The organism is Phyllobacterium zundukense (genome assembly GCF_025452195.1).
Lineage (GTDB): Bacteria > Pseudomonadota > Alphaproteobacteria > Rhizobiales > Rhizobiaceae > Phyllobacterium > Phyllobacterium zundukense_A.
Map to the genome: position 1 here is coordinate 3668913 of NZ_CP104973.1, position 24683 is coordinate 3693595.

General features: G+C 57.3%; 17 protein-coding genes and 1 pseudogene. 7 read left to right on the forward strand and 11 right to left on the reverse strand.

Annotation, left to right across the window (positions count from 1 at the left end; all coding sequences use genetic code 11):
* Nucleotides 1–167: 167 nt before the first annotated feature.
* The 3 genes from N8E88_RS30460 to N8E88_RS30470 all read left to right on the forward strand — a co-directional run bounded on the left by N8E88_RS30460 (nucleotide 168) and on the right by N8E88_RS30470 (nucleotide 2999).
* On the forward strand, nucleotides 168–779 hold the full coding sequence (locus tag N8E88_RS30460; protein WP_262293787.1) for a hypothetical protein: 612 nt from the start codon (nucleotides 168–170) through the stop codon (nucleotides 777–779).
* 51 nt (nucleotides 780–830) lie between these two features.
* Nucleotides 831–1658 (forward strand): uracil-DNA glycosylase, encoded by an 828-nt coding sequence (locus N8E88_RS30465; RefSeq protein ID WP_262293788.1) that lies wholly within the window; start codon nucleotides 831–833, stop codon nucleotides 1656–1658.
* A gap of 93 nt (nucleotides 1659–1751) precedes the next feature.
* A complete protein-coding gene (locus N8E88_RS30470) occupies nucleotides 1752–2999 on the forward strand; it encodes an MFS transporter (protein ID WP_262293789.1) in 1248 nt (415 codons plus the stop codon).
* A 2-nt stretch (nucleotides 3000–3001) separates the two neighbouring features.
* On the opposite strand, the gene N8E88_RS30475 is transcribed toward N8E88_RS30470, so the two are convergent.
* Complete coding sequence (locus N8E88_RS30475) at nucleotides 3002–3916, reverse strand: DMT family transporter (protein WP_262295688.1); 915 nt, start codon at nucleotides 3914–3916, stop codon at nucleotides 3002–3004.
* A 265-nt stretch (nucleotides 3917–4181) separates the two neighbouring features.
* Between N8E88_RS30475 and pepN the strand changes: the two genes are divergently transcribed.
* From pepN to N8E88_RS30490, 3 genes are all read left to right on the forward strand, one after another.
* Nucleotides 4182–6827 carry an aminopeptidase N gene (gene pepN, locus N8E88_RS30480; protein ID WP_262293790.1) on the forward strand — a complete coding sequence of 882 codons (2646 nt, stop codon included), beginning with the start codon at nucleotides 4182–4184 and terminating at the stop codon, nucleotides 6825–6827.
* A gap of 252 nt (nucleotides 6828–7079) precedes the next feature.
* A complete protein-coding gene (locus tag N8E88_RS30485; protein ID WP_262293791.1) occupies nucleotides 7080–9398 on the forward strand; it encodes a PAS domain-containing sensor histidine kinase in 2319 nt (772 codons plus the stop codon).
* A 312-nt stretch (nucleotides 9399–9710) separates the two neighbouring features.
* Nucleotides 9711–10241 (forward strand): cupin domain-containing protein, encoded by a 531-nt coding sequence (locus N8E88_RS30490; RefSeq protein WP_262293792.1) that lies wholly within the window; start codon nucleotides 9711–9713, stop codon nucleotides 10239–10241.
* 40 nt (nucleotides 10242–10281) lie between these two features.
* Here the strand turns inward: N8E88_RS30490 and N8E88_RS30495 are convergent, their stop codons facing one another.
* The 6 genes from N8E88_RS30495 to N8E88_RS30520 form a co-directional block, all read right to left on the reverse strand.
* Nucleotides 10282–13242: a bifunctional [glutamine synthetase] adenylyltransferase/[glutamine synthetase]-adenylyl-L-tyrosine phosphorylase gene (locus N8E88_RS30495; RefSeq protein WP_262293793.1), complete on the reverse strand. Its 2961-nt coding sequence runs from the start codon at nucleotides 13240–13242 to the stop codon at nucleotides 10282–10284.
* Nucleotides 13239–14639, reverse strand: coding sequence for a sensor histidine kinase (locus tag N8E88_RS30500; RefSeq protein ID WP_262293794.1), 1401 nt, complete (start codon nucleotides 14637–14639; stop codon nucleotides 13239–13241). Before N8E88_RS30500 ends, N8E88_RS30495 begins: the two co-directional genes overlap by 4 nt.
* A complete protein-coding gene (locus N8E88_RS30505; RefSeq protein ID WP_262293795.1) occupies nucleotides 14636–15325 on the reverse strand; it encodes a response regulator transcription factor in 690 nt (229 codons plus the stop codon). Before N8E88_RS30505 ends, N8E88_RS30500 begins: the two co-directional genes overlap by 4 nt.
* Before the next feature lie 159 nt (nucleotides 15326–15484).
* Nucleotides 15485–17026, reverse strand: coding sequence for a Do family serine endopeptidase (locus N8E88_RS30510; RefSeq protein ID WP_262293796.1), 1542 nt, complete (start codon nucleotides 17024–17026; stop codon nucleotides 15485–15487).
* A gap of 136 nt (nucleotides 17027–17162) precedes the next feature.
* The gene (locus N8E88_RS30515; RefSeq protein ID WP_262293797.1) at nucleotides 17163–17621 is read right to left on the reverse strand and encodes an invasion associated locus B family protein; all 459 of its coding nucleotides are present in this window, start codon (nucleotides 17619–17621) and stop codon (nucleotides 17163–17165) included.
* Nucleotides 17618–19099, reverse strand: a complete 1482-nt coding sequence (locus tag N8E88_RS30520; protein ID WP_262293798.1) for a hypothetical protein — start codon at nucleotides 19097–19099, stop codon at nucleotides 17618–17620. Before N8E88_RS30520 ends, N8E88_RS30515 begins: the two co-directional genes overlap by 4 nt.
* 479 nt (nucleotides 19100–19578) lie before the next feature.
* Between N8E88_RS30520 and N8E88_RS30525 the strand changes: the two genes are divergently transcribed.
* Nucleotides 19579–20466, forward strand: coding sequence for an MBL fold metallo-hydrolase (locus N8E88_RS30525; protein ID WP_262293799.1), 888 nt, complete (start codon nucleotides 19579–19581; stop codon nucleotides 20464–20466).
* An 84-nt stretch (nucleotides 20467–20550) separates the two neighbouring features.
* Here N8E88_RS30525 and N8E88_RS30530 read toward each other — a convergent pair whose 3' ends face one another.
* The 4 genes and pseudogenes from N8E88_RS30530 to ccmI all read right to left on the reverse strand — a co-directional run bounded on the left by N8E88_RS30530 (nucleotide 20551) and on the right by ccmI (nucleotide 24628).
* Nucleotides 20551–21027, reverse strand: a complete 477-nt coding sequence (locus N8E88_RS30530; RefSeq protein ID WP_315975280.1) for a cytochrome c-type biogenesis protein — start codon at nucleotides 21025–21027, stop codon at nucleotides 20551–20553.
* Nucleotides 21024–23019: pseudogene (locus N8E88_RS30535) on the reverse strand (heme lyase CcmF/NrfE family subunit). The gene N8E88_RS30530 and the pseudogene N8E88_RS30535 overlap by 4 nt, the downstream one beginning before the upstream one ends.
* Nucleotides 23016–23459, reverse strand: coding sequence for a cytochrome c maturation protein CcmE (gene ccmE / locus N8E88_RS30540; protein WP_262293800.1), 444 nt, complete (start codon nucleotides 23457–23459; stop codon nucleotides 23016–23018). Before ccmE ends, N8E88_RS30535 begins: the two are co-directional and overlap by 4 nt.
* Nucleotides 23459–24628, reverse strand: a complete 1170-nt coding sequence (gene ccmI, locus N8E88_RS30545; RefSeq protein ID WP_262293801.1) for a c-type cytochrome biogenesis protein CcmI — start codon at nucleotides 24626–24628, stop codon at nucleotides 23459–23461. Before ccmI ends, ccmE begins: the two co-directional genes overlap by 1 nt.
* Between the last annotated feature and the right edge of the window lie 55 nt (nucleotides 24629–24683).

Here is a 24683-nt window from a genome sequence, read left to right on the forward strand (position 1 = left end):
ATGCATTCCAGATGCGGCCAATTGCCCTCATTTCACGACGGTTGGCGGAATCTAAATTACTTTAACGTAAACGTCAATATTTTGCACTTTCATAGAGTGTTTGCACAGGATGCGGTTTCAGTCATAATTCAGCTTATTGTCTCGCATGCCAACCGATGGGAGACCTGATGAAACGAAACCGCACGGACTGGATGCTGCGTGGCATGATGGTCATCTGCATGCTTTTCGTCGGTTACGTTCCAAAAGGATCGGCACAAGAAGATCCGCGGCTCTGGACTGCCGGCCCTTACTCATTTTCCGATGAGCTTGGCGGCTTCATCATTCGGTCCATCAGTGGCACGGGAACCATGCAGGATCCAATCATCCTCACGGAAGAGTTCCCCTCGGTAACGCCAACCACACTCATCATTCGCACCGAAAAAATAGCGCAGCTTAACCCAAGCGAGGATGCCGGGATTCTATTCTATCTACGTGTTCGGGCCACTAACAGCAGCGGTCATCCCTGGGTCGAGTTCGAGTTTGAACTGCAGGAACAGCTTAACGTGCCAAGCGATTATGGCGATGGTCTTTCCTTCTACCAGCCAGGTGACAAGAGGGGCATGATCAAATCGACCGGTTACGGCACTTTCAGCGACGATTTCGAGCCCTATGATCGTATGGTGTTTCGGGATGGCAAGATCGATCCCGGCTTTGGTGCGAGCTTTGATTTTCCTATTGCTGATTTCACACCCAAACGCGTGTTTTATCTGGTGCAGGAGCCACGCATTCCTTCCTCCTGACCTTGCAATTGTGCCGGCAATTTGCGACTTCAGAGACAAAAGGATTATCGCTTGACCAATTTGCGCGAACTGCTGCATTTCTATGCCGAGGCCGGCGTCGATACGCCGCTCGAAGATGCGCCGGTCGACCGCTTCTCCCAAATCGAGGCAAAGCGTGTTGCAGCTCCGCCGGCGCAGGCCGCGCGACCTTCCCAGCAGCAGCGACCTGAACAACCCGCAGTTAGCCAACCGGCTCCGTCCATCCTCAGCAAGGCCTCTGTCCCGGACGATGCCAAAATTGCGATGGCGCGGCAGATGGCTTCAAGTGCAGCTACGCTGGAGGAATTGCGCGAGCAGCTCGCCGCGTTCGACGGCTGCAACTTGAAATTCACTGCGAAGAATCTGGTGTTTGCGGACGGCAACCCCGCTGCGCCCATCATGTTCGTAGGCGAAGCACCGGGGCGCGAGGAGGATCTTGAAGGTGTGCCGTTCATCGGCCGTTCGGGGCAACTCCTCGACCGCATGTTTGCGGCCATCGGCCTCGACCGGACGAGTGTTTATATCGCCAATACCATTCCATGGCGTCCGCCTGGCAACCGCACGCCAACGCCGCTTGAAACGGAGATTTGCCGGCCATTCTTCGAGCGCCAGATTGAACTCACCAATCCAAGGCTCCTCGTCGCGCTTGGTGGCCCGGCCGCCAAAGCGCTTACCAATGCGACGGAAGGTATTTTGCGCCTGCGCGGAAACTGGAAAGCGCATCTGACCGCGTCCGGCGTCCAGATACCGGTAATGCCGACACTGCATCCTGCTTATCTTTTGCGAAATCCTGCCCAAAAGCGCTTCGCCTGGCGCGATTTCGTCAGCGTTAAAATGCGGTTGCGCGCGTTGACCGACTAGATTGGCGCAAAACTGGAACGGCCGTGTCGTTATTTCAGGCTCGCGGGCCCGTCCAAGCCTGTAGTTTCGGAAACTGAAACGCAGGATACATATATGTTTCGCCAGCTCTTGCCGATCGCGGCATTATTGACCAGCACGTTTCTGATGCTGACAGCAGGGGGCCTGGCGGGAATCCTGCTCCCCTTGCGCGCGGGCATGGAAGGCTGGTCGCCAACCACCGTGGGCTGGCTTGGAACCGGCTACGCACTGGCATTCACCGGCGGCTGCATCATCGTTCCGCGTCTCGTGCGGCGCGTCGGTCATGTGCGTGTTTTTGCCGTGCTCTTGACGCTCCTCAGCATGTCGATGCTGATGCACGGTCTGATCATCGATCCCTGGGCCTGGACGCTGTTTCGGGCGCTGGCAGGTTTCTCGCTGGCGGGAAGTTACATGGTGATCGAAAGCTGGCTGAACGAGCGCGTCACCAATTCGACACGCGGCATGGTGTTTTCGATCTACATGATCGTTTCCATGCTCGGACTTCTCGTTGGCCAGTATATTTTGCCGTTCGGCGATCCCGCAACACAGGCTTTGTTCATGATCGGGGCGTTGATTTATGCTGGCGCTCTGGTGCCCACAGGTCTTTCAAATGCACAATCTCCACGTCCGCTGACGCAGGTATCGCTGGACCTTCCCGGACTTTACCGGAAGTCACCTGCTGCGTTGATTGGCTCGCTGCTTGCGGGGATCATCGCCGGCGCATGGAACTTTCTCGCGGCGATTTATGGCCGCGAGATCGGGCTGTCTACTTTCGGCATTGCGACGATGATCGCGAGTTCGATGATCGGTGGAGCAATTTTCCAATATCCCATTGGCCGCATGTCGGATTTCGTCGACAGGCGCTATGTGATGGTCGTGGCCGGGATCGGAGGTGTCGCGATATCGCTGACGATGATCATGGTCCAGCCCACCACGCCGTGGGTGGTCTACACTTTGATGTTTGTTTTCGGGACAGTGCTGTTTCCGATCTATTCGCTCAATGTGGCGCATGCCAACGACTTCGCCGAGCCCAGTGAGTTCGTCAAGATTTCCAGTGGCCTGCTCATAGTTTATGGCGTCGGCAGCATGATCGGCCCGCAGATCGCCGGGCGGTTGATGGACCTGAATGGCCCCTCGGGTTTCTTTGTCACGATGGCAATCAGCTATGCGGCCTATGGCTCCTATGCGTTCTGGCGCAGCCTTCGACGTGCGTCGCAAGCTCCTTCAGAGCGTCCCGATTTCGCCATTCGCCCGCATGACCGGCCGCAGACGCCGGAGACTTTCCAGTTGCACCCGCTGAGCGAGGCGGCCCAGGAAGAGTAGGGTCATCCCTGCGGCGTCGAGACCTTGCGAGCGCGAGCCCGGGCGAGGCCGAGCCGATGCTCGCGATATATGATGAAGATGCCAGCGCTGATGACTATTGCTGCCCCGGTAATCATCTCCGCTGTAGGGATGTCACCGAAGAGCAGATAGCCGAGGGCGAGGCCCAGCAACATGGACGTATATTCGAATGGAGCGATCGCCGACATGTCGGCGTGGCGGTAGCTTTCGGTCAGCAGAATTTGCGCGACGCCGCCTGCAATTCCAGCGAGAATCAGACATGTCGCTTGAAAGGCAGTCGGCCAGACCCAGCCGAACGGAAGGCTGACCAGCGCAATAACGCTCGAGGCGATGGAAAAGTAAACAACGATGGTAGGCGTGCGCTCCGTCTGCACCAGCTTGCGCACGAGCAGCATGGCGATAGCAGCAAGTCCTGCACCGCCCAATGTCGCCAACGCGCCGACAGCCTGATCCGCACCAAACTCTGTTTCCCCGGTAAAGAACGACATGCGCGGCCAAAGGATGATGACGACGCCGACGAGACCGAAGCACACTGCCGACCAGCGATAGAGCCGCACGGTTTCGCGCAGGAAAATTGCACTGCAGACGACGGTCAGCAGCGGCGTTGCATAACTGATTGCGATAGACTCGGGCAAAGGAAGCTTGGTCAGACCATAAAAGCTGAGACTCATGGCGCTGACGCCGACGAAGCCGCGCCAGAAATGGCCGAAGGGCTCGCTGGTTTTGAACGCCACAGCCATCTGCCCCTGCCATGCAATGAAGGCAATGACCGGAAAAATCGCGAAGAAGGAGCGGAAGAATACCAGCTGACCAGCAGGAATACCGTCCGATGCTTTCAAGAGGCTCGACATGCAGACGAACACGCAGACTGAAGCGACCTTGAGACCAATTCCCAGCATGACATTGGTGCTGCGCGCACGATCTGCGACAAGTGGTTCACCATCTCGCGGGTGAACGATAGTGGACACGACTGGAATTCCTCGAGGAGAGAGTTGTTGAAGCAGCGGTATGGAATTGTAAACTGATATATCTTTAGGATGGTTTAAGCGGCCACACCAGTGGGCAATCATTCACGTTGCGTTTGTGAACCAAACAAATCGGCATTTGTTGTGCCCCACAAGAAAGATCGATAGGGTCCCCGCCATCAATAAGGACAGTTAGACGATGCGTACCGATACCGGCCAGGTTTTTCATCTGGAAGATTACAAGCCCACCGATTTTCTCATTCCCGAAACCCACCTCGATTTCAGCCTCCATCCCGAGCGCACAATCGTCAAATCCACACTGCAGATCGAGCGCAGGGAGGGTGTGGCCGCCGACGCTCCTCTCATTCTGGACGGCGATGACCTGAAGCTGGTCGATATCCGCCTCGACGGCGCCGTTCTTGGCGACAACGCCTACATAGCGACGCCAGATCGTCTCGAAATTCGCGGCTTGCCGGAAAATGGCGTTTTCACGCTCGAAATAACCACGGAGATCGATCCGACCACCAATCGGCAATTGACCGGTCTGTATCGCTCGAGCGACGTTTATTGCACCCAGTGCGAGGCGGAAGGTTTTCGCCGCATCACCTATTTCCTCGACCGGCCCGACATGCTCTCTGTCTACACGGTGCGTATCGAAGCCGAACGCAACGAAGCACCATTGCTACTGTCGAATGGTAACCCCAAAGATAAGGGCAAACTTACCAACGGCCGGCATTTTGCCGTCTGGCACGACCCGCATCCGAAGCCAGCCTATCTGTTCGCGCTCGTCGCCGGCGATCTTGGTGTGATCACTGATACCTTCACAACCGCTTCGGGACGTCATGTCGATCTCGGCATCTATGTCGAGCACGGCAAGGAGCCCCGCGCGCTTTATGCCATGGATGCGCTGAAGCGTTCAATGAAATGGGACGAGGATGTCTTCGGCCGTGAATATGATCTCGACGTGTTCAATGTTGTCGCGGTCTCGGATTTCAACATGGGCGCTATGGAAAACAAGGGGCTCAACGTCTTTAACGACAAGTACGTGCTGGCCGATCCAGACACCGCGACCGATACGGACTACGCAGGGATCGAAGCGGTGATCGCTCACGAATATTTCCACAATTGGACAGGAAACAGAATCACTTGTCGCGACTGGTTCCAGCTTTGCCTGAAGGAAGGGCTGACCGTTTACCGCGACCATGAGTTTTCCGCCGACATGCGTTCGCGCGCCGTCAAACGCATCGCCGAAGTCAAAGGCCTCAAGGCGCATCAGTTCCCGGAGGATGCAGGGCCCCTCGCCCATCCGGTGCGTCCGCGCCAGTTTCGCGAGATCAACAATTTCTACACCTCGACCGTCTACGAGAAAGGTTCGGAGGTGGTGCGCATGATCCGTACCATTCTCGGGCCGGAACTCTTCCGCAAGGGCATGGACCTCTATTTCGAGCGCCATGATGGCGACGCCGCGACCATCGAGGATTTCATCAAGGTCTTCGAGGATGCGTCGGGCGAAGATCTCAGCCAGTTTGCGCTCTGGTACGACCAGGCCGGGACGCCCAATCTCGCCATCACCTACGACTATGATCAGGCAACCAAGACCTTCGAGATCGAGATCGAGCAGTCGCTGAAGCCGACACCGGGCCAAACTTCGAAAAAGCCGATGCACATCCCCGTGCAGTTTGCGCTGCTCGGTGCAAAAGGTCGTGAGCTTAAGCCGCGCTCGGCGAAGGGCGGTCTGGTCAAGGACGACGTCATTCATTTGCGCAAGCGCAAGGAGCGCTTCAGCTTTTCCGGTATCCCGGAACGGCCGGTCCCTTCACTGCTACGCGGCTTTTCGGCACCGGTGACGCTTACGAGCGAATTGACGCGGACAGATCTCGCTTTCCTCGCCCGCAACGACGGCGACGAGGTAACGCGCTGGCAAGCCCTTACCCAACTGCTCAATGCCAAGCTGACGAGCAATGCCAAACGCGTCCGCGGCGGCAAGCCAGCCACGATCGAGAACTCGTCGATCAAACTCCTCGGCGAGATCGCCTTTAACGTAACGCTGGACGAGGCATTTCGGGCGTTATGCCTCAGTATACCGTCCGAAAGCGACATTGCGCGTGAACTTGGTGCGAATATTGACCCGGATGCTATTCTTGGCAGCCGTGATGCATTGATCAGCGCCGTAGCCGAAGCACATGCCGGGAAGTTCGCGCAAGCTTATGCCGAGCTCGCGCAGGTGGGCTCGTTCAAGCCGGACGCGGCCGGAGCAGGCCGCAGAGCGCTGCGCAACGTGCTGCTCGATTATCTGAGCGTCGCCGAGGGTAGTTCGAAGCGGGCTGCGGCGCAGTTCAAGAATGCCGACAATATGACAGATCGGGCGGCTGCGCTTGGTGTGCTCGTCCAGCGCTTTGGCGACAGCGATGCGACAAACCATGCGCTGCAGGCCTTCGAGGCACGTTTCGGCAATGATCCGCTGGTCATGGACAAATGGTTCGTGGTGCAGGCGATGCAGCCGGGAGATGGAGCGCTGGACAAGGTGCGCGAGTTGATGACCCACCAACTGTTCTCGCTCGACAATCCCAATCGCACCCGGGCCTTGATCGGCGCGTTTTCCAGCGGCAATCAGACGGGCTTCAATCGCGCCGACGGTGCGGGCTACAAGTTTTTTGCCGAGACAATCCTGACCATCGACAAAAAGAACCCGCAGCTTGCCGCGCGGCTTCTGACGGCGATGCGCTCGTGGCGATCGTTCGAACCAGTGCGGCGCGAACATGCGCGTGAATCGCTGGCGACCATCGCTAGAGAGACGGGACTTTCGGCCGATGTGCGGGATATCGTCGAGCGAACGCTGGCCTGAGACGCCCGTCCGGAGGTTATCCACTGCCCTGTTTATTCATCATCCTCGGGCATCGCCCGAGGGTATCTTGAGTCATTTCAAGGAGTTATGACTCGTCGTTTGATTGTAGTTTTGGCCCGCCATAAGTATTGATAAATATTTAACAAAGGGACTAGACACGCAGAATCAGTTTTGATTCACTACAGGTGCTTCGGATGTGCGGCGTGCCGAAGCAAATCACTGATTACAAAGGTAAAATGAGGGGGCCAGTCGATGGCAAATGCGGACGCGTATCGCGCGCCGACGGGGAAGAATTATGCCAAAAGCCGGAACGATGCGCGGGGGCGCAACCGGCTTTCGGGTCACATAAAACTTCTCGCCGATCCCGCCTATGGCAAGCTGCTTGCCGCCGAGCCCTATCTGCGCCGCGCGATTCCACCGCTCATCATCGTCTTCCTGCTCGCACTTGCTCTCGCGCGCTCCATGTCACTTCTCGGCTGGCGTGACGACACGGAGCGCACAGCCCGCGCAGCCTTGTCCATGGCAGCAACCCATGTGGCGAGCGTCATCGACAATCGCATGAATGGCGGCCAAAAACTGAGCGCGGGCGACCTGCAGAACATCATCGGGGAAATCCGCGCAAACGATCTGATCCCATCGGGCATGTGGTTCGCAATCGCGAATGATGAAGCGAACATCGTCGTCTCATCTGATGGTGGTGATTATTGGCGCAACAAGAATCTCGAGCGCTTCGTCACCGAAGGGCAACCGCTTTTCCTCTTTGGAGACCGGGCCGGTGCAATGCCGGTAAAAGTTGAAGGCACACCTGCCCTCGCCGCTTTCAGCCGTTCGGGCAACGGCGCCTATTCAGTCTTTGTCATGCACCCTGTAGAGGCCGTCTTCGCCGACTGGCGTCGTGTCGTCTCGATCAACGTCACGATGTTCGCCGGCACGGCAACGATCATGCTTATCGTTCTCTATGCCTATTTCAGCCAGGCGGCTCGCGCGCAGGATGCCGATGAGCTTTACCAGCACACGCAAGCACGAGTGGACACGGCACTGGCGCGCGGCCGCTGCGGGCTGTGGGACTGGGACATGGCGCGCGGTCGCGTGTACTGGTCGCGCTCCATGTATGAGATGCTCGGCTACGAGGCCTACGACGCCATTCTTTCCCTCGGCGATATATCGTCGATTATCCATCCGGACGATGACAAGCTCTACAGTCTTGCGGCGCAGGTGGCAGCCGGCGAAACAAGCCAATTAGACCGCGTTTTCCGCATGCGCCATGCCGAAGGTCATTGGGTATGGATGCGGGTGCGTGCGCAGGTTGCAGATGCAAATGTCGGCGATCTGCATCTCGTCGGCGTCGCCGTCGATGTCAGCGAACAGCACCGTTTCGTTCAGGCGACAGCACAGGCCGATCAGCGCATCCGTGAGGCGATCGAAAGCATCTCGGAGACCTTCGTTCTATGGGATGCCGACAACCGCCTGGTCATGTCGAACAGCAAATTCAACGAATACTCAGGGCTCGCCAATGAGTGCCTGCTGCCAGGTATCGGTCGCGAGGAACTCGAGCCACGTATCCGCGCTGTCGCCCTGGAAAAGCGCATGGCCAATGAACACGGTCGCAACGGCGCGCTGACGTTCGAGCGGCAGCTGGCCGATGGCCGTTGGCTACAGGTCAATGAGCGGCGCACGCAGGATGGAGGCCTCGTGTCGGTGGGTACCGATATCACCCAGTTGAAAGTGCACGAAGAACGATTGGTCGACAGTGAGCGCCGCTTGATGGCGACAATTCATGACCTGAGCCTTGCGCGCAAATCCGAGATCGAACGTACGCTGGAGCTTACCGAACTCAACAGCAAATATGCGGTAGAGAAGGAACGCGCCGAGGCGGCCAACCGGGCGAAATCAGAATTTCTCGCCAACATGTCACATGAATTGCGCACGCCGCTCAATGCCATCATCGGCTTTTCGGAAATCATGCATTCTGGAACGTTTGGCGCGCTCGGCTCCGACCGCTACGTGGAATATGTCCACGACATCCATACCAGCGGCAACTACCTTTTGAACGTCATCAACGACATACTTGACATGTCGAAGATCGAGGCCGGGCATTTCTCGCTGGATCGCGAGGAGATCGATCTTTGCCCGCTGATCCGCGAGACCGTGCGCGTCGTGTCGCTGCAGGCACAGGAAAAGGACGTGAAGGTCGATACCAGGATCGCGGAAAGCGTTACACTCAATGCCGACCGCCGTGCGATAAAACAGATATTGATCAATCTGTTGTCGAATGCAGTGAAGTTCACCGATACGGGCGGGCGTATCTCTGTTCGCGCGCGGAAAGTATCGGGTGCGCTTGTCTTCACTATCGAGGATACTGGCTGCGGTATTCCCAAAGAAGCGCTGAAGAAAATCGGGCAGCCCTTCGAACAGGTTGAAAATCAATTTACAAAATCCCATGCAGGTTCTGGATTGGGCCTCGCCATTTCTCGTTCGTTGACCCAGCTACATGGTGGAGCATTGAAGATACGCTCGACAGAAGGAGTTGGTACTATTGTCTCCGTACGGATACCGACAAAAACACTGTAATTTTAATACGAGCCTAAAATATTATTGAATTTTAACTATGAAATGACTAGTAAATACTGTATAGTTTTCCTTTATGTCTCGGGGAGAACTGTCATGTTGAAGAAATTCTCATGCCTTCTGCTGTTGACTTGTGCTGCTGCCATACCACCGCCAGCCTCTTTGAAAGCACAGCAGGTTGCGCCAACGAATGTTACCGAAGGAACTTGTGACGTAGAGGTGCCCATCTCGGGCGATTGGGACGTGTGGTAGGAGATCACCGCTGTAAAAGGGAACGGTCTGTTTCCGACCCATGTTCATGATGGTATCGAGTGCGTGACCACGATCAAGGGCACCGGATTCTGGTGGATAGCGGAAAAAGGCGGTACCACCACGAAAGTTCCGACAAACCAAACTCTGTTGGTGCCCGATCTTACCGTCCATACAGGTGGAAACACGGATGGCGGCGAGATGCACTATCTCTCGACCCATGTCATGCGAGCCGGCGCGCCTTTCCGCGATATCTGCACCGCCTTGGGCGCTCCAACAAGTATGATCGTCAACGTCGCTGCATCAAATCCGTTCAAGGTGATATTTCGAAATCAGAAGGTGACCGAACGCCCCTTCAAGGTGAAGCAGGACATCAAGACCCTGCCCTCGGGAGCCAGCGACACAGTTTTGAACGAAAACGGCCCATCCTACATTGCGGCGATTGAAGGTCCGTTGACGCTGAAGTCTAGCGGAGACACGCGGACGCTGCAGCCCGGCGAAGGCTTTCTGCTTGCCGCAGGTGTGACTGAAATGGTCGGCAACGCCGGCGAGGCTCCGGCGAGAATGGCTGTTCTGCAGATCACCGAGTTGGAGTAGTAGCGTCGGCCACCATATGCCCGTCCGAATCTGCACTGAACTATGATTTTTGCACGCTCCTTAGCAGGCCATCGAACGTCTTTCGCACCGTTTGTGCGGTCTCCGCCAGCTGGCTTTCGACACGTGCCATATCGGGCAGGTCGCAGGCGCGGCATAACAATTCGGATAGACCGGGCGGAAAATCCTCGCGCTTCACGTCGCCGTTGAGGCACAGGCGAATGATCTGGGTGATGCCGGTATAGAGATGAGCCGCTTCGACGAGGTTGTCGGTCACGGCCGGATCTGCGAAGTTCGGTTTCAACTTCTCCAGGACCTCTGCCGTGGGTTGCGCATTCGCTGGCCCGTCAACATTTCCCGTCAGCACGGCAAACTGGGCAATGAACTCGATATCGATGATACCGCCGGAAACGAGCTTCAAATCCCACGCATCGCTCGGCGGCTTCTCCGCCTCGATCATCGCGCGCATTTCCACGACATCCTTGGCGATCTTTGCCGGATCGCGTGGCATGACCAGTATCTCGCTGACATCCTCTTCAATTTCGGCAAACAACGTCTCATCGCCGGCAACCGGCCGCGCGCGGGTCAACGCCATATGCTCCCAGGTCCAAGCGTCGTTTAGCTGGTACTTGCGAAAGGCGTCGATGTGTGTCGCAACCGGCCCCTTGTTGCCGGATGGGCGCAGGCGGAAGTCGACCTCGTAGAGCACGCCTTCCGACGTCGGCGCAGACAGTGCCGCAATCAGTCGCTGGGTCAGTCGCATGTAATATTGCGAGGGCGCGAGCCGCTTCTCCCCATCCGACTCCTCGGCGTTCTCATCATGGTCATAGAGCAGGATGAGATCGACATCGGACCCTGCCGTCAGTTCCCGGCTGCCGAGCTTCCCCATGCCGAGAATGGCAATGCGCCCGCCGCTGATCCTGCCATGTTTGCTGGCAAATTCGTCGATGACGGCCTTAAGGGCCCGATCGATGACGAGATCGGCCAGATGCGAGAAGGCCTTGCCGGCCCGTCCGCCGCTGATCGCGCCGGTCAACAGCCGGATACCGATGAGAAAGCGATGTTCGGCCGCAAAAATGCGCAGGCGATCAAGTATGTCTTCGTAAACTTTGCAGGGACCGAGAAAGCTCTCCAGCCGTTCGGCCAAGTAGGCGCGTGTCGGCACATCGGCGAAGATCGCGGGATCGAGCATGCCGTCGAAAATATGTGGCTTGCGGGTTATGATGTCGGCGAGCCGCGGCGCAGCGCCCATTATCAGCACCAACAGGTCAAGCAGGCGCGGATTGGATTGCAACAGGCTGAACAACTGGATGCCCGCCGGCAGGCCCTTGATCATACCGTCGAAACGCATCAGGGCCTCGTCGGCGCGGCTGGTCGCGCCGAAGGCCTTCAGCAGCACCGGCGTCAACTCGGTCAGGCGCTCGCGTGCCTCCGCCGATTGCGTCGCGCGATAGCGGCCAAAATGCCATGTGCGGATGACGCGGCAGATATCGCTTGGCCGCTCGAAGCCAAATTTCTCCAGCGTTTTCAACGTATCGGGATCATCGACGTCACCGGTGAAAACGAGGTTGCCCGCCTCGGCCGTCAGGTCCTGTGCCTGTTCGAACAGGGCGGCGTAATGGGTTTCGACTGTCTTCAGGGCTGTTCGAAAATCTTCTGCAAAGGTCACGCCATCCTTGTAACCCATCATGAGGGCCACCCGTAGAAAGTTCTCGTCGTCCTCCGGCAGCATGTGTGTTTGTTCATCCGTAATCATCTGGATACGGTGCTCGACATCACGGAGGAAGCTATATTTCTGTGCCAGCGTGTCGCGTGCCTCCTCGCTGATCCAGCCAAGACCATGCAGCGCACCCAACATATCGACAGTGCGCGAACCGCGCAGTTGCGGAAAGCGGCCTCCGGCGATCAATTGCTGGGTCTGAACGAAGAACTCGATCTCGCGGATGCCGCCGCGCCCGAGCTTCACATTGTGACCGCGCACGGCGATCTCGCCGTGACCCTTGTGCGCATGGATCTGCCGCTTGATCGAATGGACGTCGGCAATCGCTGCATAGTCGAGATATTTGCGCCAGACGTACGGCGCAAGCTCTGCCACGAATCGCTTTCCCGCCTCAATGTCTCCGGCTACCGGCCGGGCCTTTATCATGGCAGCGCGTTCCCAGTTCTGCCCGCGGCCTTCATAATAGTTGAGCGCGGCAACAACCGGGATGGCGAGCGGTGTTGAACCCGGATCGGGCCGCAGCCGCAGATCGGTGCGAAAGACATAGCCGTCGGCGGTGCGGTCCTGCATGATGCGCACCAGACGGCGCGCCAGGCGGGAAAACGTCTCGACGCATTCGTAGGGATCGGTAATCGCCGGGCTCTGTTCATCGATGAAGACGATCAAGTCGATATCCGAGGAATAATTCAGCTCGAAAGCGCCAAATTTCCCCATCGCCAGAATGATCCAGCCGGAGTCGTTGTCCGGATGCTTTAGATCAGGAAGTTTGAGCTTGCCCGCATCATGCGCATCGCGCAGCAGAAACCGCACGGCGGCGTCAAGACATTCTTCGGCCAGCCGCGATAACCAGAATGTCGACTCGGACGTCGTAAACTGACCGGACAGGTCGCCCAATGCGATGAGCAAATGGCCCTTGAGCTTTGCTTGTCGAAGCGCGGTCATCAGGCCGGCTTCAGTGACATCGTCGCCCTCGCTCGTTGCCGCAATTTCCAGCATCAGCGCTTCAAGGCGTTTGGTCAGAGACATTTCGAAAAGTGGTTCGATAATTTGCGGGCGACGCAACAGAATGGCGCGCAGATAGGGGGAGAGGTCGAGGATTGCTGCAACAAAGGCAGCAGCAGGCTTGTTGGATGTCAATGTACCGACGCCGGCACATTCCTTTTCGGCCGCGCGCGCGAGAAGGTCATGGAGCAAAGCTTCGGCATTCTGCTTGTCTAATGGTTCCAGTTCACGCAAGACCTGCGCAAAGAAAGGTGCGTCAGCGCCTCGCGCTCCGGAAGTCATGCATTCTCCTCTCCCACCGGAAAAACGAGGACGGCCCGCAGCCCCGGCGCATTGTCAGTCAACTCCAATGAACCACCGTGCAATTTCATGACGGCCTTGGCAAGACTGAGACCCAGCCCGGATCCCGGTTGCGAGCGGCTTTCCTCCAGACGCACAAAGCGTTCTGTGGCCCGAGCCACCTGATCAACAGGGATTCCTGGACCATTGTCGGCAACGATGACCTTGAGCTTGTCGTCGTGCTTTTCCACCGACAGCGTTACTTCAACCGGATTATCGCTGACGCTCGCATATTTTATGGCGTTGTCGACGAGATTGGAAATGGTCTGGCCGATCAGCTCGCGGTTCGCATTGACAGGCGTTTCGTCGATTGGTCCGAGTGCAAACTTGACGCCCGCCTCCTCGGCCGACGGCTCGTATAACTCGAAAACGTCTTCGACAATTGTCGATAGCGCAATCGGCTCCATCGTCTCGGTCGAATAGCCAGATTCGAGGCGCGAGATCATCAGAATTGCATTGAAGGTACGGATCAGCTGATCGGAATCGCTGATCATGCCTTCCATAGCGGCACGATAAGCCTTCGTCGTCTTGGCGCCTGAAAGCGCCGATTCAGCGCGATTGTGCATACGCGTCAGCGGCGTCTTCAGATCGTGAGCGATGTTGTCGGAAACGTGCCTGACGCCTTCGTTCAATTCCTGAATGCGCGCTAGCATCCCGTTGAGATTTTCCGACAAGCGGTCGAACTCATCTCCGGATCCGCTCACGGGAAGCCGTCCCGCCAGATCGCCGCCCATGATGCGCTGCGAAGCGACCGATACCTCGTCAATACGCTGTAGCGCCCGCCGCCCGACGAAGAACCATATCAGAAATGCACCGACACCCATGATGCCGAGAGCGGCCATGAGCGCGCGGCGCACGACGAGCCGGACCTGTTCCGGTTCGCCCAGATCGCGGCCCACCATGACCCTGATGCCATTCGGCATGACGATCACCCGGGCAATGGCGGTGTGGACCTGCGGATCGCTACTCTCATTGTAGCGTTCATAGGTAATGGGGCGCTCTATCCAGCCCTCTGTCTGCAGAACGCCGACCTCGATGCTCTGGACATTGCCGGCGACTATGCGCCCTGCGGGGTCCGTTACGAGATAGAGGTAAGCGCCCGGCTGACGTCCGCGGCGATCGATTGTTCGCACGAGGCCGACAATACCGCCCCGTTGGTAGACCTGACCGATACTCTCGATTTCTTCGTTGATGGCCGTCTCGGTCTGCGTCGTCAAAAGCTTGACGGAAGAACTGGTGATATAGAACACCAGCACCAGCGCACAGATCGTGAATAGTATGAGATACAGCGCTGACAGCCGCACGGCTGTCATTTTCATCATGGCACGAAAACGGCTCATGCATTGGTTCCGGCAGTCGCCTTCAGCATATAGCCGGCTCCACGTACCGTGTGCAGAAGGGGCGTCTCGAAGCCCTTTTCGATCTTGCCGCGCAAGCGCGAGACATGCACATCGATGACGTTGGTCTGTGGATCGAAATGATAATCCCAAACATGCTCCAGCAGCATAGTTCGCGTGACGACCTGTCCGGAATGGCGCATCAGATATTCGAGCAGACGGAATTCCCGCGGCTGGAGGATGATGACCTGACCTGCCCGTTTGGCGGTATGCGACAGGCGGTCGAGTTCGAGATCGCCGACGCGATAGACAGTTTCCGCCTCTTTCGGGCTCGATCGCCTTTGCAGGACTTCGATGCGGGCCAACAGCTCCGAAAAGGCGTAAGGCTTGGTAAGGTAATCGTCGCCGCCCGCCCTGAGGCCGGTGACACGATCATCGACCTGACCGAGAGCAGAGAGGATCAGCGCCGGCGTATCATTGCCTTGGGCACGCAGAGCCGCGACCACGGATAGGCCGTCGCGGCGCGGCAGCATGCGGTCGACGACCAGGGCATCGTAAGTTCCCTGCTCCGCCAGTGTATAGCCGGTTTCGCCATCGCCAGCGATATCCGCCGAATGCCCCGCCTCGGCGAAGGCCTTCTCCAGATAACGGGCCGCTTCGCGGTCATCTTCGATCACAAGAATCTTCATGGCAGTACATTAAGCCGGTTTTGGTGAATGAGTGAAGTATCGCACATCGCTGAAAGAAAAAGCGGGCGGCAGAGTTATCGAAGGATCTGCCGCCCTGTTGTGCTTTGGCGCTGACGGGGTGGGGGATGCAGCGCCGCCGCAACCCTTATCTCGTGTGGATCAACCCTGGTTGATAGGCAGAGCCACAAACCGCGACTGGTCGTTGGTCTGCACCTGGAGAAGAACGGCCTTACGCCCGGTCTTCGATGCATCTGCAATCGCAGTTTCAATTTCCGCACCGGTCTTCACCGGCTTGTTGTTGACCGAGACAATGATATCACCCGTCGTGATACCCTTGTCGGCAGCATCGCCCTGGCGGTCGATATCCGTCACCACAACGCCCTTGCCATCATCGGATGGCATGACAGTCAGGCCATAATCGTCGAGAGCCGAAGGCTTCGGCTGTTCTTCCTGCTGCGGCGCAGCGTTGGCCTGCTGATCGTCCTGCGGGTATGGCTTGATCGCGACGTTGATCGACTTGGCCTCGCCCTTGCGCCAGATAGTGAGCTCGGCATCCTTGCCGGCGGCGATTGCCGCGATCTTCTTTGCGAGATCACGCGGATCGGCGACCTTGTCACCATTGACTGCGGTGATCACGTCGCCAGCGGTGACACCGGCTTTGGCTGCAGGACCATCGGCCTGCGGCTCGGCAACAAGGGCACCTTTTTCTTCAGAAAGGCCAAGAGATTCAGCGATTTCCTTGCTGACGGGCTGTATCTGGACACCGATCCAACCACGCGAAACCGAGCCGGTCTTGATCAGCTGATCGACAACATTCTTGGCGGTCGTCGCCGGGATGGCAAACGCAATACCAACACTGCCCCCCGAAGGCGAGAAGATCGCCGTATTGATGCCGACAACTTCACCATTCAAATTGAAAGCCGGGCCGCCGGAATTGCCGCGGTTGACGGCAGCGTCGATCTGCAGGAAGTCGTCATAAGGACCTGCGCCGATATCGCGGCCGCGGGCCGAGACGATACCAGCCGTCACAGTGCCGCCAAGGCCGAATGGATTACCAACAGCAACGACCCACTGTCCGACGCGGATCTGGTTGTCGTCACCGAAGGTTACATAGGTGAATTTGCGCTTGTCATCGACTTTGAGAACGGCAAGATCGGTACGCTTGTCCTTGCCAATCAGCTTGGCATCGAGCTCGGTGCCGTCATTGAGGACGACAGTATATGCCGAGCCATCTTCAACCACGTGATTGTTGGTGACGAGATAGCCGTCTTCAGAGATGAAGAAACCAGAACCCTGTGCGGTCGGGCGAATGCGGTCCGGGCGGTTTTGCTCGCGCTGCGACTTACGCTGTTCCATGCCGCGTTTGCCCTGCTGGCCCTGTTGGCCCTGGCCAAACTCAAAGAAGAAACGCTTCATGGGATTGTCGTCGGGAAGCTGGTCCATCCCGGGAAAGCCCGTGCCGTCATCAGCTGTGTCATGGATGGCGCTCTTGACACGAACGCTGACGACGGCGGGGCTGACCTTTTCGACAACATCAGCGAAGCCGGGCTGCTGGGGAGCATCTACACGTACAGCCTCAGCCTGCGCAGGGACAATGGCGCTAAGCGGTCCGGTCGCCAAAAGGCCCCCGACGAGAGCTGAGGACAACAGGGCCGCGGCAATGCCGGTGCGGTAAACAGAGGACTTACGAATGTTCGGCATGAATGTATCTCCTTGGACATCTGATCGACTTTGATCGTCTTGTAATTCCAGTGATACAGATAGGAAGGTTACGTCGCTATTTCCGCATTATGACAAATTTGTAAGGTTCTGCGGAAGCTGGGACAGCGTCGCTCGATCATTTTATGGCGGCAAGCGCTGCGGATAGGCCTTTCAAAGGCGCCTCGAAGACAAGCGTCGTTTCTCCGGTGTCGCTGTAGGATACCTGCACGTTTGCCTCTTTAGCGATTTGCTCGCGCAAGACGGGACCGACCGGTAAATACGCCACGCAAACATTGGCGTCGCAAGCATTCGTAGCGATGATGACCGGTTCTTTTCGTGTAGAGAAGCTCAGGTTTATGGGCTTCTCAGCGCCAAGCCCTGGCCGCGCGCGCAAAATCATCATTGGTTTGCCGCCCCGGGTGGCCGCCAGCGACCAGGAGAAGGCGACCTGCCCTTCGCCGTCCAGAATTGTCTGGGTGATATTGCAAATCTTTTTCTTGGCCTTGAGGTTTTCATCGCACCGCAGTTCCCAGTTTTCGAAGGGCTGGATCGTGCGGCGATAGCGACCGAGTTCTGCTCCCTGTGGAACGCTCACCTCGGACGGCTTGATGCTGTAACCGGAATTGGAAAGCTCCTGTCCGGCCGCGGGTGCAGGTCTGTAATCCGATTATTGCCACTCACCGCCTTGGACGTTGCATCCGCATGGCTGGCGGTGAACGCTTTTTTGCTTTCGTCCCAGATCAGCGCATCACTACCCAATGCATTGAGCCGATCGGTGACATTGTCGGTTTTCGCGTTGACGATCCTGACACTGTTGTCGAGCCCGCCGAGCGCGTCACCGACATTGTCGTGATCCTTGCTGCCCAATGTTCGGTCCGGATTGATGACGGTGATTTTGTAGGTTGGGCCAGTAAATATGCCGTCTGCATTCCAACCCGCTCCGCCACCGAAAGCAGCTGCTATACCGAATATCTGCGAGCCGTTGATTGCTTCCCTGGAGGTGGCATTGACTGCACCATTGCCCAAATTGCTGATCACCGTGCCGTTTGCCCCGGCACCGGCGAGCTTGACCTTGCCGTAATCGACAACTTCGCCTGCATCGAGCTCACCATTGCCGTTCTTGTCATCCCAGACATATTTCACGGCCACATCGCCAAGGTTTTTCACCGCCTCCGTTCCGGCATCCGCCAGACCTTTCAACTGACCGACATTGACCGCATCGGTATCCTCCGTACCCGCCTTGCCGATGCTGACCTGGCTATAGGCCTGATCGCCTGCAAAATTGTATTGGGCCCCATTGATCGTCACGTTTGCCGTCGAAACAGCGGTGGCGCCGGTGACCGACTTGAAGCCGAGCGCCACACCGCCAAGCATATGTACTTCCGCATTGGCACCGATGGCCGCCGCTCCGAACATATTGTCTTCTGCAAGCGCCCTGTACCCAATGGCAATCGTGTCCTGTTCGAGAGCCTTTGTCCCCGCGCCAATGGCTATCGCGCGCAGATCCGCATCTGGTATGTCCGTCTCCATACTGGACCCCGCTGCCGCTATGTAACCTGCCTGTGAATCACGGCCGATCGCGATATTGTCGCCCGATGTGCTTTGTGCGCCATTGCCCACTGCAATCGCGTCCTTGCCTGCAGCCTTGGTTTTCTGATTGCCAATAGCCATGGAATTCAAGATCTGACCCCTGAACATGGCTGGATTGTTCAGCCCGATAAAACCGCCATTGACATAGAGCTCGCCACCAAGCGAGAGCGAGTTGGAGGAGTTTGAGACAGGATTATAGAATAATACATGGTCTGTTTGCGAACTCTTCGTTGCCGGTGAGCAATCAGCACTATTCGATCTCAGCAAGGTAGAAGGCACCACTGCAACCATGCTGATTATTATGCAACTCGAGGTAGAGCCTGGATTGATGAATATCCCATCGCCTGAACCAGCTGCATTGGCTTGCTGCGTCGGCCCAATGCTCAATGCCAGTGCGGCAGCCGCGGCAAAACCGGGCATTCCAAGAGCGTTTCTGCGCTTCAGACCAAGCACACGGCATGCCGCGCGCAGGATCGCTATCATGCGCCGCCGCTCCGAACGGTTGCGTCTTTCCCTATCAACATTTGCTGATGGCTCCCATCTTGACTTGGGAGACGAATTGATTTCCAGTATAAATTGTCTCATTATCAATCTCTCTAAAATATATTATACGCGTAAGTTGTGCGCGCGAATGGTGTATTTTGATAATATACCGCAACCTTAAGGCGTAAATATCGCTTATTATGCTTTTATGCATACTATGATCTGCATGTAACCTGAACAGCTGTATCGATTCCCAATATAATACTTATATTTATGTTTCGATCAGATATAGCAAGCTGATATATGATGCAATGGAAATAATTAGTTTACACGCGTAATTTTTGTGTTTTCCAATGGCATTGATCCGTTGTTGCACCTATCTATATATTTTAAGTTGAATTCTTCATATTGGAGGTTGAATTCTTTGCCTGTCACCGGGACGTTTGATTCGTTGTTTTTACCATTTGGAGTTCATCATCATGCCGCCTCTCGGATCGACTCTACGTGTCCACCGGCCCCTGCCGGGGATCCTCGCCTTCTATGACGGCCGAATGGACGGGGTGCGAGCATACTCGGACGAACCAAACTGGCTTGACGACGGTGCCTATTCGCTGGGAGTTTGTACCTACGCGATCGTGTCCGGCGGAGAAGCGTTGGTCTACGACACCAGCATTTCGCTTCCCCACGCGAGGATTGTCCGCAAGACGCTAGAAGATGCCGGGGCCAGGAATATCCGGGTCGTGCTCAGCCACTGGCACGTCGATCACGTAGCCGGGAACGAAGTCTTTGCTGACTGCGAGATCATCGCCAATGGATTGACCGCGCAGGCAATGCACAGCAACCGCGACAGGCTAGAAAATGACAACCCACCAATCAAACCGCTCATCATGCCGAATAGCACCTTTGAGACAGAACTGAGCTTGAAGGTCGGCGATATGGATGTGGAACTGCGTCACGTCGACATTCACAGTCATGACGGGACGATGCTGATCCTGCCCCAGCGCAAGCTGATGCTGGCCGGCGATGCGCTGGAAGAGCCTATCACCTATGTCGCCGAGCCGAAACGGCTGGAACATCATTTGCGTGATCTGGAACGCATGGCGACGTGGGATATCGAGAAGATCCTGCCCAATCATGGTGCGGAAAACATGATCGTCGCGGGCGGTTACGGGGCGGAATTGATTACGGCCACACGCAATTATGTAACCAAGCTATTACGCTTACCCCACGAACCGGAACTGGCGGAACAAGACCTCAGAACCTTTGCCGCGGAAGATTTCGCCGCGGGCGCGATCAGCTACTACGCGGCCTACGAATCGGTTCACGCGCGCAATGTCAGTGTGGTCTTGAGCCGTCAGGACGACTGACCTCACGCCCTCGCGGCACTACTGCATCATTATGTGCTGAAGGACCGCGTGCTAATGCGCATGTTGCCCGCGAAAGGCTGACGATCAATCGCCTGGTGCAACGAATAGCTTCTTCAGCTGCTTCTTCTCGCTGTCGGAAAGCGGCGCCGTTTCCACAGAACTCGTGCGCCGCCGGCGGATCGACAGGATGATCGCAACGCCGCCAGCAAGCAGAACTACGATCGGGAAACCCCAAAGCAACAGCGTGCTTATCTGCAAGCGCGGCCTGAGCAGGACAAACTCGCCGTAGCGCGCGACGAGGAACTCCAGTACCTGCTCGTCCGTATCGCCGGCCACCAGCCTTTCGCGAACCAGGACACGTAGATCGCGAGCGAGATCGGCATTGGAATCATCGATGGATTCGTTCTGGCACACCATGCAGCGCAATTCAGCGGAGATGGTACGTGCGCGCTTTTCGAGCACAGGATTGGACAGCATTTCGTCCGGCGACAGAGCTTGCGCGCCGGTAGCAGCAAAGCAGAGTGCCAAGCCAAGTGCCAGAGTTGCAAACAGCGGCCTCATGAGATGGCTCGTGCCGGTCGCGGCTTGGCCTTGCCCATAGACTTGGCAGGTGCGCCGATTCTGCAGACGCCGGTCGAGCAGGGACATACCGCCGCCAATCATCATCACCACGCCGCCAAGCCAGATCAGCGTCACCAGCGGTTTCCACCAGATCCTGACCACGATGCCGCCATCCTTGGCTGCATCGCCGAGCGAAACATAAAGTTGGCTGAACGTGAATGTCTTGATGCCCGCCTCGGTCGTCTGCATCTTGCGAACGGGGAAGAAACGCTTGGCCGAAACAAGATCGGTCACCGGCTGTCCCTCGTCGTTCAGGATCGTGAACTTGCCCTGGTCCTCGGTGTAGTTCGAACCTTTGACAGCATCGACGCGATCGAAACGCAGCGTGTATCCACCAGCCCGAATGCCATCGCCCGGCTTCATCACCAATACGCTTTCGGTTGCAAAGGTCGTCGTGGCAACGATGCCAAGAAGCGTGATGCCAAGTCCGAAATGCGCAAAGGCGGTGCCAAATACCGAGCGCGGCAGGCCCGTGATACGCTGTGCCATCCCACGAAGTGAGGTCTTGCCGATGCCGGCCTTGAGCGACAGATCAGTCACTGCGCCGAGCATCAGCCAAACAGCGAGGCCGATGCCGAAGGCGGCGAGCACGCCGGAAGCCGAGGTCTTGTAGAGCACGACCGCGACAACGAGCAGCGCCACGAAAAATGCCGTCATCAACCGCTGCGCTACGGCGAGGATATCGCCGCGTTTCCACGCCAGCAGCGGCCCGAACGGGACGGCTGCAAGCAACGGGATCATCAATGGGCCAAATGTCAGATTAAAGAACGGTGCGCCGACGGAGATCTTCTCGCCGGTCAGCGATTCCAGCAGTAGAGGATAGAGCGTGCCGATCAGTACGGTAGCGGCGGCGGTGGTCAGAAACAGGTTGTTAAAGACCAGCGCGCCCTCGCGCGAAATAGGTTGAAACAGCCCACCAGGCGCCAGCGTCTGCGCCCGCCAGGCGAAGAGCGCCAGCGATCCGCCAATGAACAGCACGAGAATCGCCAGGATGAACAGGCCACGGCCCGGATCGGTGGCGAATGTATGCACTGAAGTCAGCACGCCCGAGCGAACGAGAAATGTACCAAGCAGCGACAGCGAAAAAGTCAGGATGGCAAGGAGAACGGTCCAGATTTTCAGCGCCGATCGCTTTTCCATGACCAACGCCGAATGCAGCAATGCCGTACCGGCGAGCCATGGCATGAACGACGCATTTTCGACGGGATCCCAGAACCACCAGCCGCCCCAGCCGAGTTCGTAATAAGCCCAGTAGGAGCCCATGGCGATGCCGCCGGTCAGGAATATCCAGGCAGTCAGTGTCCAGGGACGCACCCAGCGTGCCCAGGCCGCATCGATGCGACCGTCTATCAGAGCTGCAACTGCAAAGGAGAAGCAGACCGAGAACCCTACATAACCGAGATAGAGCATGGGCGGGTGTATCGCGAGGCCGATATCCTGGAGGATCGGGTTCAAATCCTGGCCTTCGACGGGCGCCGGATTGAGCCGCGCGAACGGATTGGACGTGCCAACGATGAACAGCAGGAAAGCGCTGCCGATCCAGGCTTGCACGCCGAGGACGTTGGCTTTTAGCGTTGGCGGCAGATTATTGCCAAAGAAGGCGACGAGCGCCGTGAAGAAACTAAGGATCAAAACCCAAAGCAGCATCGAGCCTTCGTGATTGCCCCACACGCCCGTGAACTTGTAGAGCAGCGGCTTTTGCGAGTGTGAGTTTTCAAAGACGTTCTGCACGGAAAAATCGGAGAGAACGTGCGCGGAGGTCAGTGCCACAAAAGACAGTGCAATCAGGGCAAACACAGTGAACGAAGCCGGCACCGCAACAGCCATCATGCGGTCGTCGTTGCGGCGTGCGCCAAGCACCGGCAGGACAGCCTGGATAATCGAAAGCGCCAGTGCCAGCACCAAAGCGAAATGTCCGAGTTCGACGGTCACTGCTGGCTCCCTCCCTGCCAGACGCCCTTGGCTTTCAGGCTGTCGGCAACTTCCTTCGGCATATAATTCTCATCGTGTTTGGCGAGCACGCTGTCGGCAACAAACGCGCCACCGGGCATAAACTTGCCTTCGATCACGACGCCCTGATCTTCACGGAAAAGATCCGGCAGAATACCATCATAGGTTACGGGAACGCTTTTGACATGGTCAGTGACGGAAAAACTGATCCTCGTGCCATCGCCGCGCACGACGCTGCCCTTTTCAACCAGCCCGCCGAGGCGGAAGCGCGACTCCGATTCGACATCGGATGCCTGAATGTCGGACGGCATGCGAAAGAATGCGATCTTCTGCTGCAGCGCGAACAGCACCAGTGCCGCTGCAACCGCCAGGACGAACAATCCTCCCCCGATCACCGAAAGCCGCTTCTGTTTGCGCGTCATCAATTGTTCTCCGGTTGGTCCGGTTCGTCGGCAAGGCCAAGCTCGTTGGCCACCGCATCGAGCCGCGCAAGCTTGTCTGCACTCAGCACCTTTCTCGCCCGGCCCAGCGCTTCCAATGCGTCATTGGGCCGGTTGAGAACCACATAGGATCGGACAAGCCGCTCCCAGCCTTCGACATCATCAGGCGATTGTTTCAATTTTTCGGCAAGGTTCGCAACCATGCCCTCGATCATCGCGGCGCGGTCCTGGTTGTTCATGCCTGCAGCGGCCTCAACCTGCGAGGCATCCGGACCGGTTTTCTCGACATCGCTGACATCCGGCGCATCACCGGCGATCTCATGATCGAGCCTAGTCAAGGCAGCCTGCGCCTGATCGCGCCATGGAACATCCGCAGGAGCCTCCGCCAGCAGCTTGCGGATCAGGTCTCGCGCCTCAGGCAGGCGGCCCTGCTGCATCCAGCCATCAATGATATAAAACTGCGGCCGCATGTCTTTTGGATCAAGCGTCATTGCGCGCTTGAAGGCTTCTTCCGCGCGGGCGGTGACCTTGCCACCAGTCTCCGCAGTCAAGGCTTGACCCAGACCGAGTTGCCGGCCCGCACTGTCACCATTCAACCTTATGGAGTTCTGATACGCGGCAACAGCGTCTCCGGGCCGTCCCATTCGCAAATAGATGGGCGCGAGCACTTCCCAGCCCTGCCCGTCATCGGGATTGAGCGCGAGATGCGCTTCTGCACGTGCAATCAATTCGGCTGGGGTACTCTGATCCGCCGGCTTTGCAAGCCGTTCCGCCAGTGGCTGGGCTGGCAAATCCGGAGAACCGAGCTTGGTGTAAATACCCCACGAAATCAATGGAATGGCAAGAACAGTTGCGAGCGTGAGCCATTCGCGAGTTGCGCTTTTCGTTGGCCGGACAATTGCCTTGTCGTCTTCCACGGCCTTGGCCGATTTGAGAAGACGGCGGCCGATTTCGGCGCGTGCCTGTTCGCTGCTGGCAGGGTCGATCAGACCGCGCTTTTCATCGGCATCAAGTTCGCGCAGCTGATCGCGATAGACCTCGACATCGTATTGATTGTCCGACACGGGCGATTGAACGCGTCGCGTCAATGGCAAAAGCACAAGCAGCGTCGCAACTACAGTCAGAACAGCAGCGGAAATCCAGAAAACCATGGCTGAGACATACCCCCACCCCCGCGTAAAATCCAAATGGATTTAAATTGATAGG

Excerpts from the sequence above, each read along its gene's own strand:
- N8E88_RS30460 (WP_262293787.1), top strand. The coding sequence starts at position 168 with ATGAAACGAAACCGCACGGACTGGATGCTGCGTGGCATGATGGTCATC.
- N8E88_RS30470 (WP_262293789.1), top strand. The coding sequence starts at position 1,752 with ATGTTTCGCCAGCTCTTGCCGATCGCGGCATTATTGACCAGCACGTTT.
- N8E88_RS30475 (WP_262295688.1), bottom strand. The coding sequence starts at position 3,916 with ATGCTGGGAATTGGTCTCAAGGTCGCTTCAGTCTGCGTGTTCGTCTGC.
- pepN (WP_262293790.1), top strand. The coding sequence starts at position 4,182 with ATGCGTACCGATACCGGCCAGGTTTTTCATCTGGAAGATTACAAGCCC.
- N8E88_RS30485 (WP_262293791.1), top strand. The coding sequence starts at position 7,080 with ATGGCAAATGCGGACGCGTATCGCGCGCCGACGGGGAAGAATTATGCC.
- N8E88_RS30495 (WP_262293793.1), bottom strand. The coding sequence starts at position 13,242 with ATGACTTCCGGAGCGCGAGGCGCTGACGCACCTTTCTTTGCGCAGGTC.
- N8E88_RS30500 (WP_262293794.1), bottom strand. The coding sequence starts at position 14,639 with ATGAGCCGTTTTCGTGCCATGATGAAAATGACAGCCGTGCGGCTGTCA.
- N8E88_RS30505 (WP_262293795.1), bottom strand. The coding sequence starts at position 15,325 with ATGAAGATTCTTGTGATCGAAGATGACCGCGAAGCGGCCCGTTATCTG.
- N8E88_RS30510 (WP_262293796.1), bottom strand. The coding sequence starts at position 17,026 with ATGCCGAACATTCGTAAGTCCTCTGTTTACCGCACCGGCATTGCCGCG.
- N8E88_RS30520 (WP_262293798.1), bottom strand. The coding sequence starts at position 19,099 with ATGATAGCGATCCTGCGCGCGGCATGCCGTGTGCTTGGTCTGAAGCGC.
- N8E88_RS30525 (WP_262293799.1), top strand. The coding sequence starts at position 19,579 with ATGCCGCCTCTCGGATCGACTCTACGTGTCCACCGGCCCCTGCCGGGG.
- N8E88_RS30530 (WP_315975280.1), bottom strand. The coding sequence starts at position 21,027 with ATGAGGCCGCTGTTTGCAACTCTGGCACTTGGCTTGGCACTCTGCTTT.
- ccmE (WP_262293800.1), bottom strand. The coding sequence starts at position 23,459 with ATGACGCGCAAACAGAAGCGGCTTTCGGTGATCGGGGGAGGATTGTTC.
- ccmI (WP_262293801.1), bottom strand. The coding sequence starts at position 24,628 with ATGGTTTTCTGGATTTCCGCTGCTGTTCTGACTGTAGTTGCGACGCTG.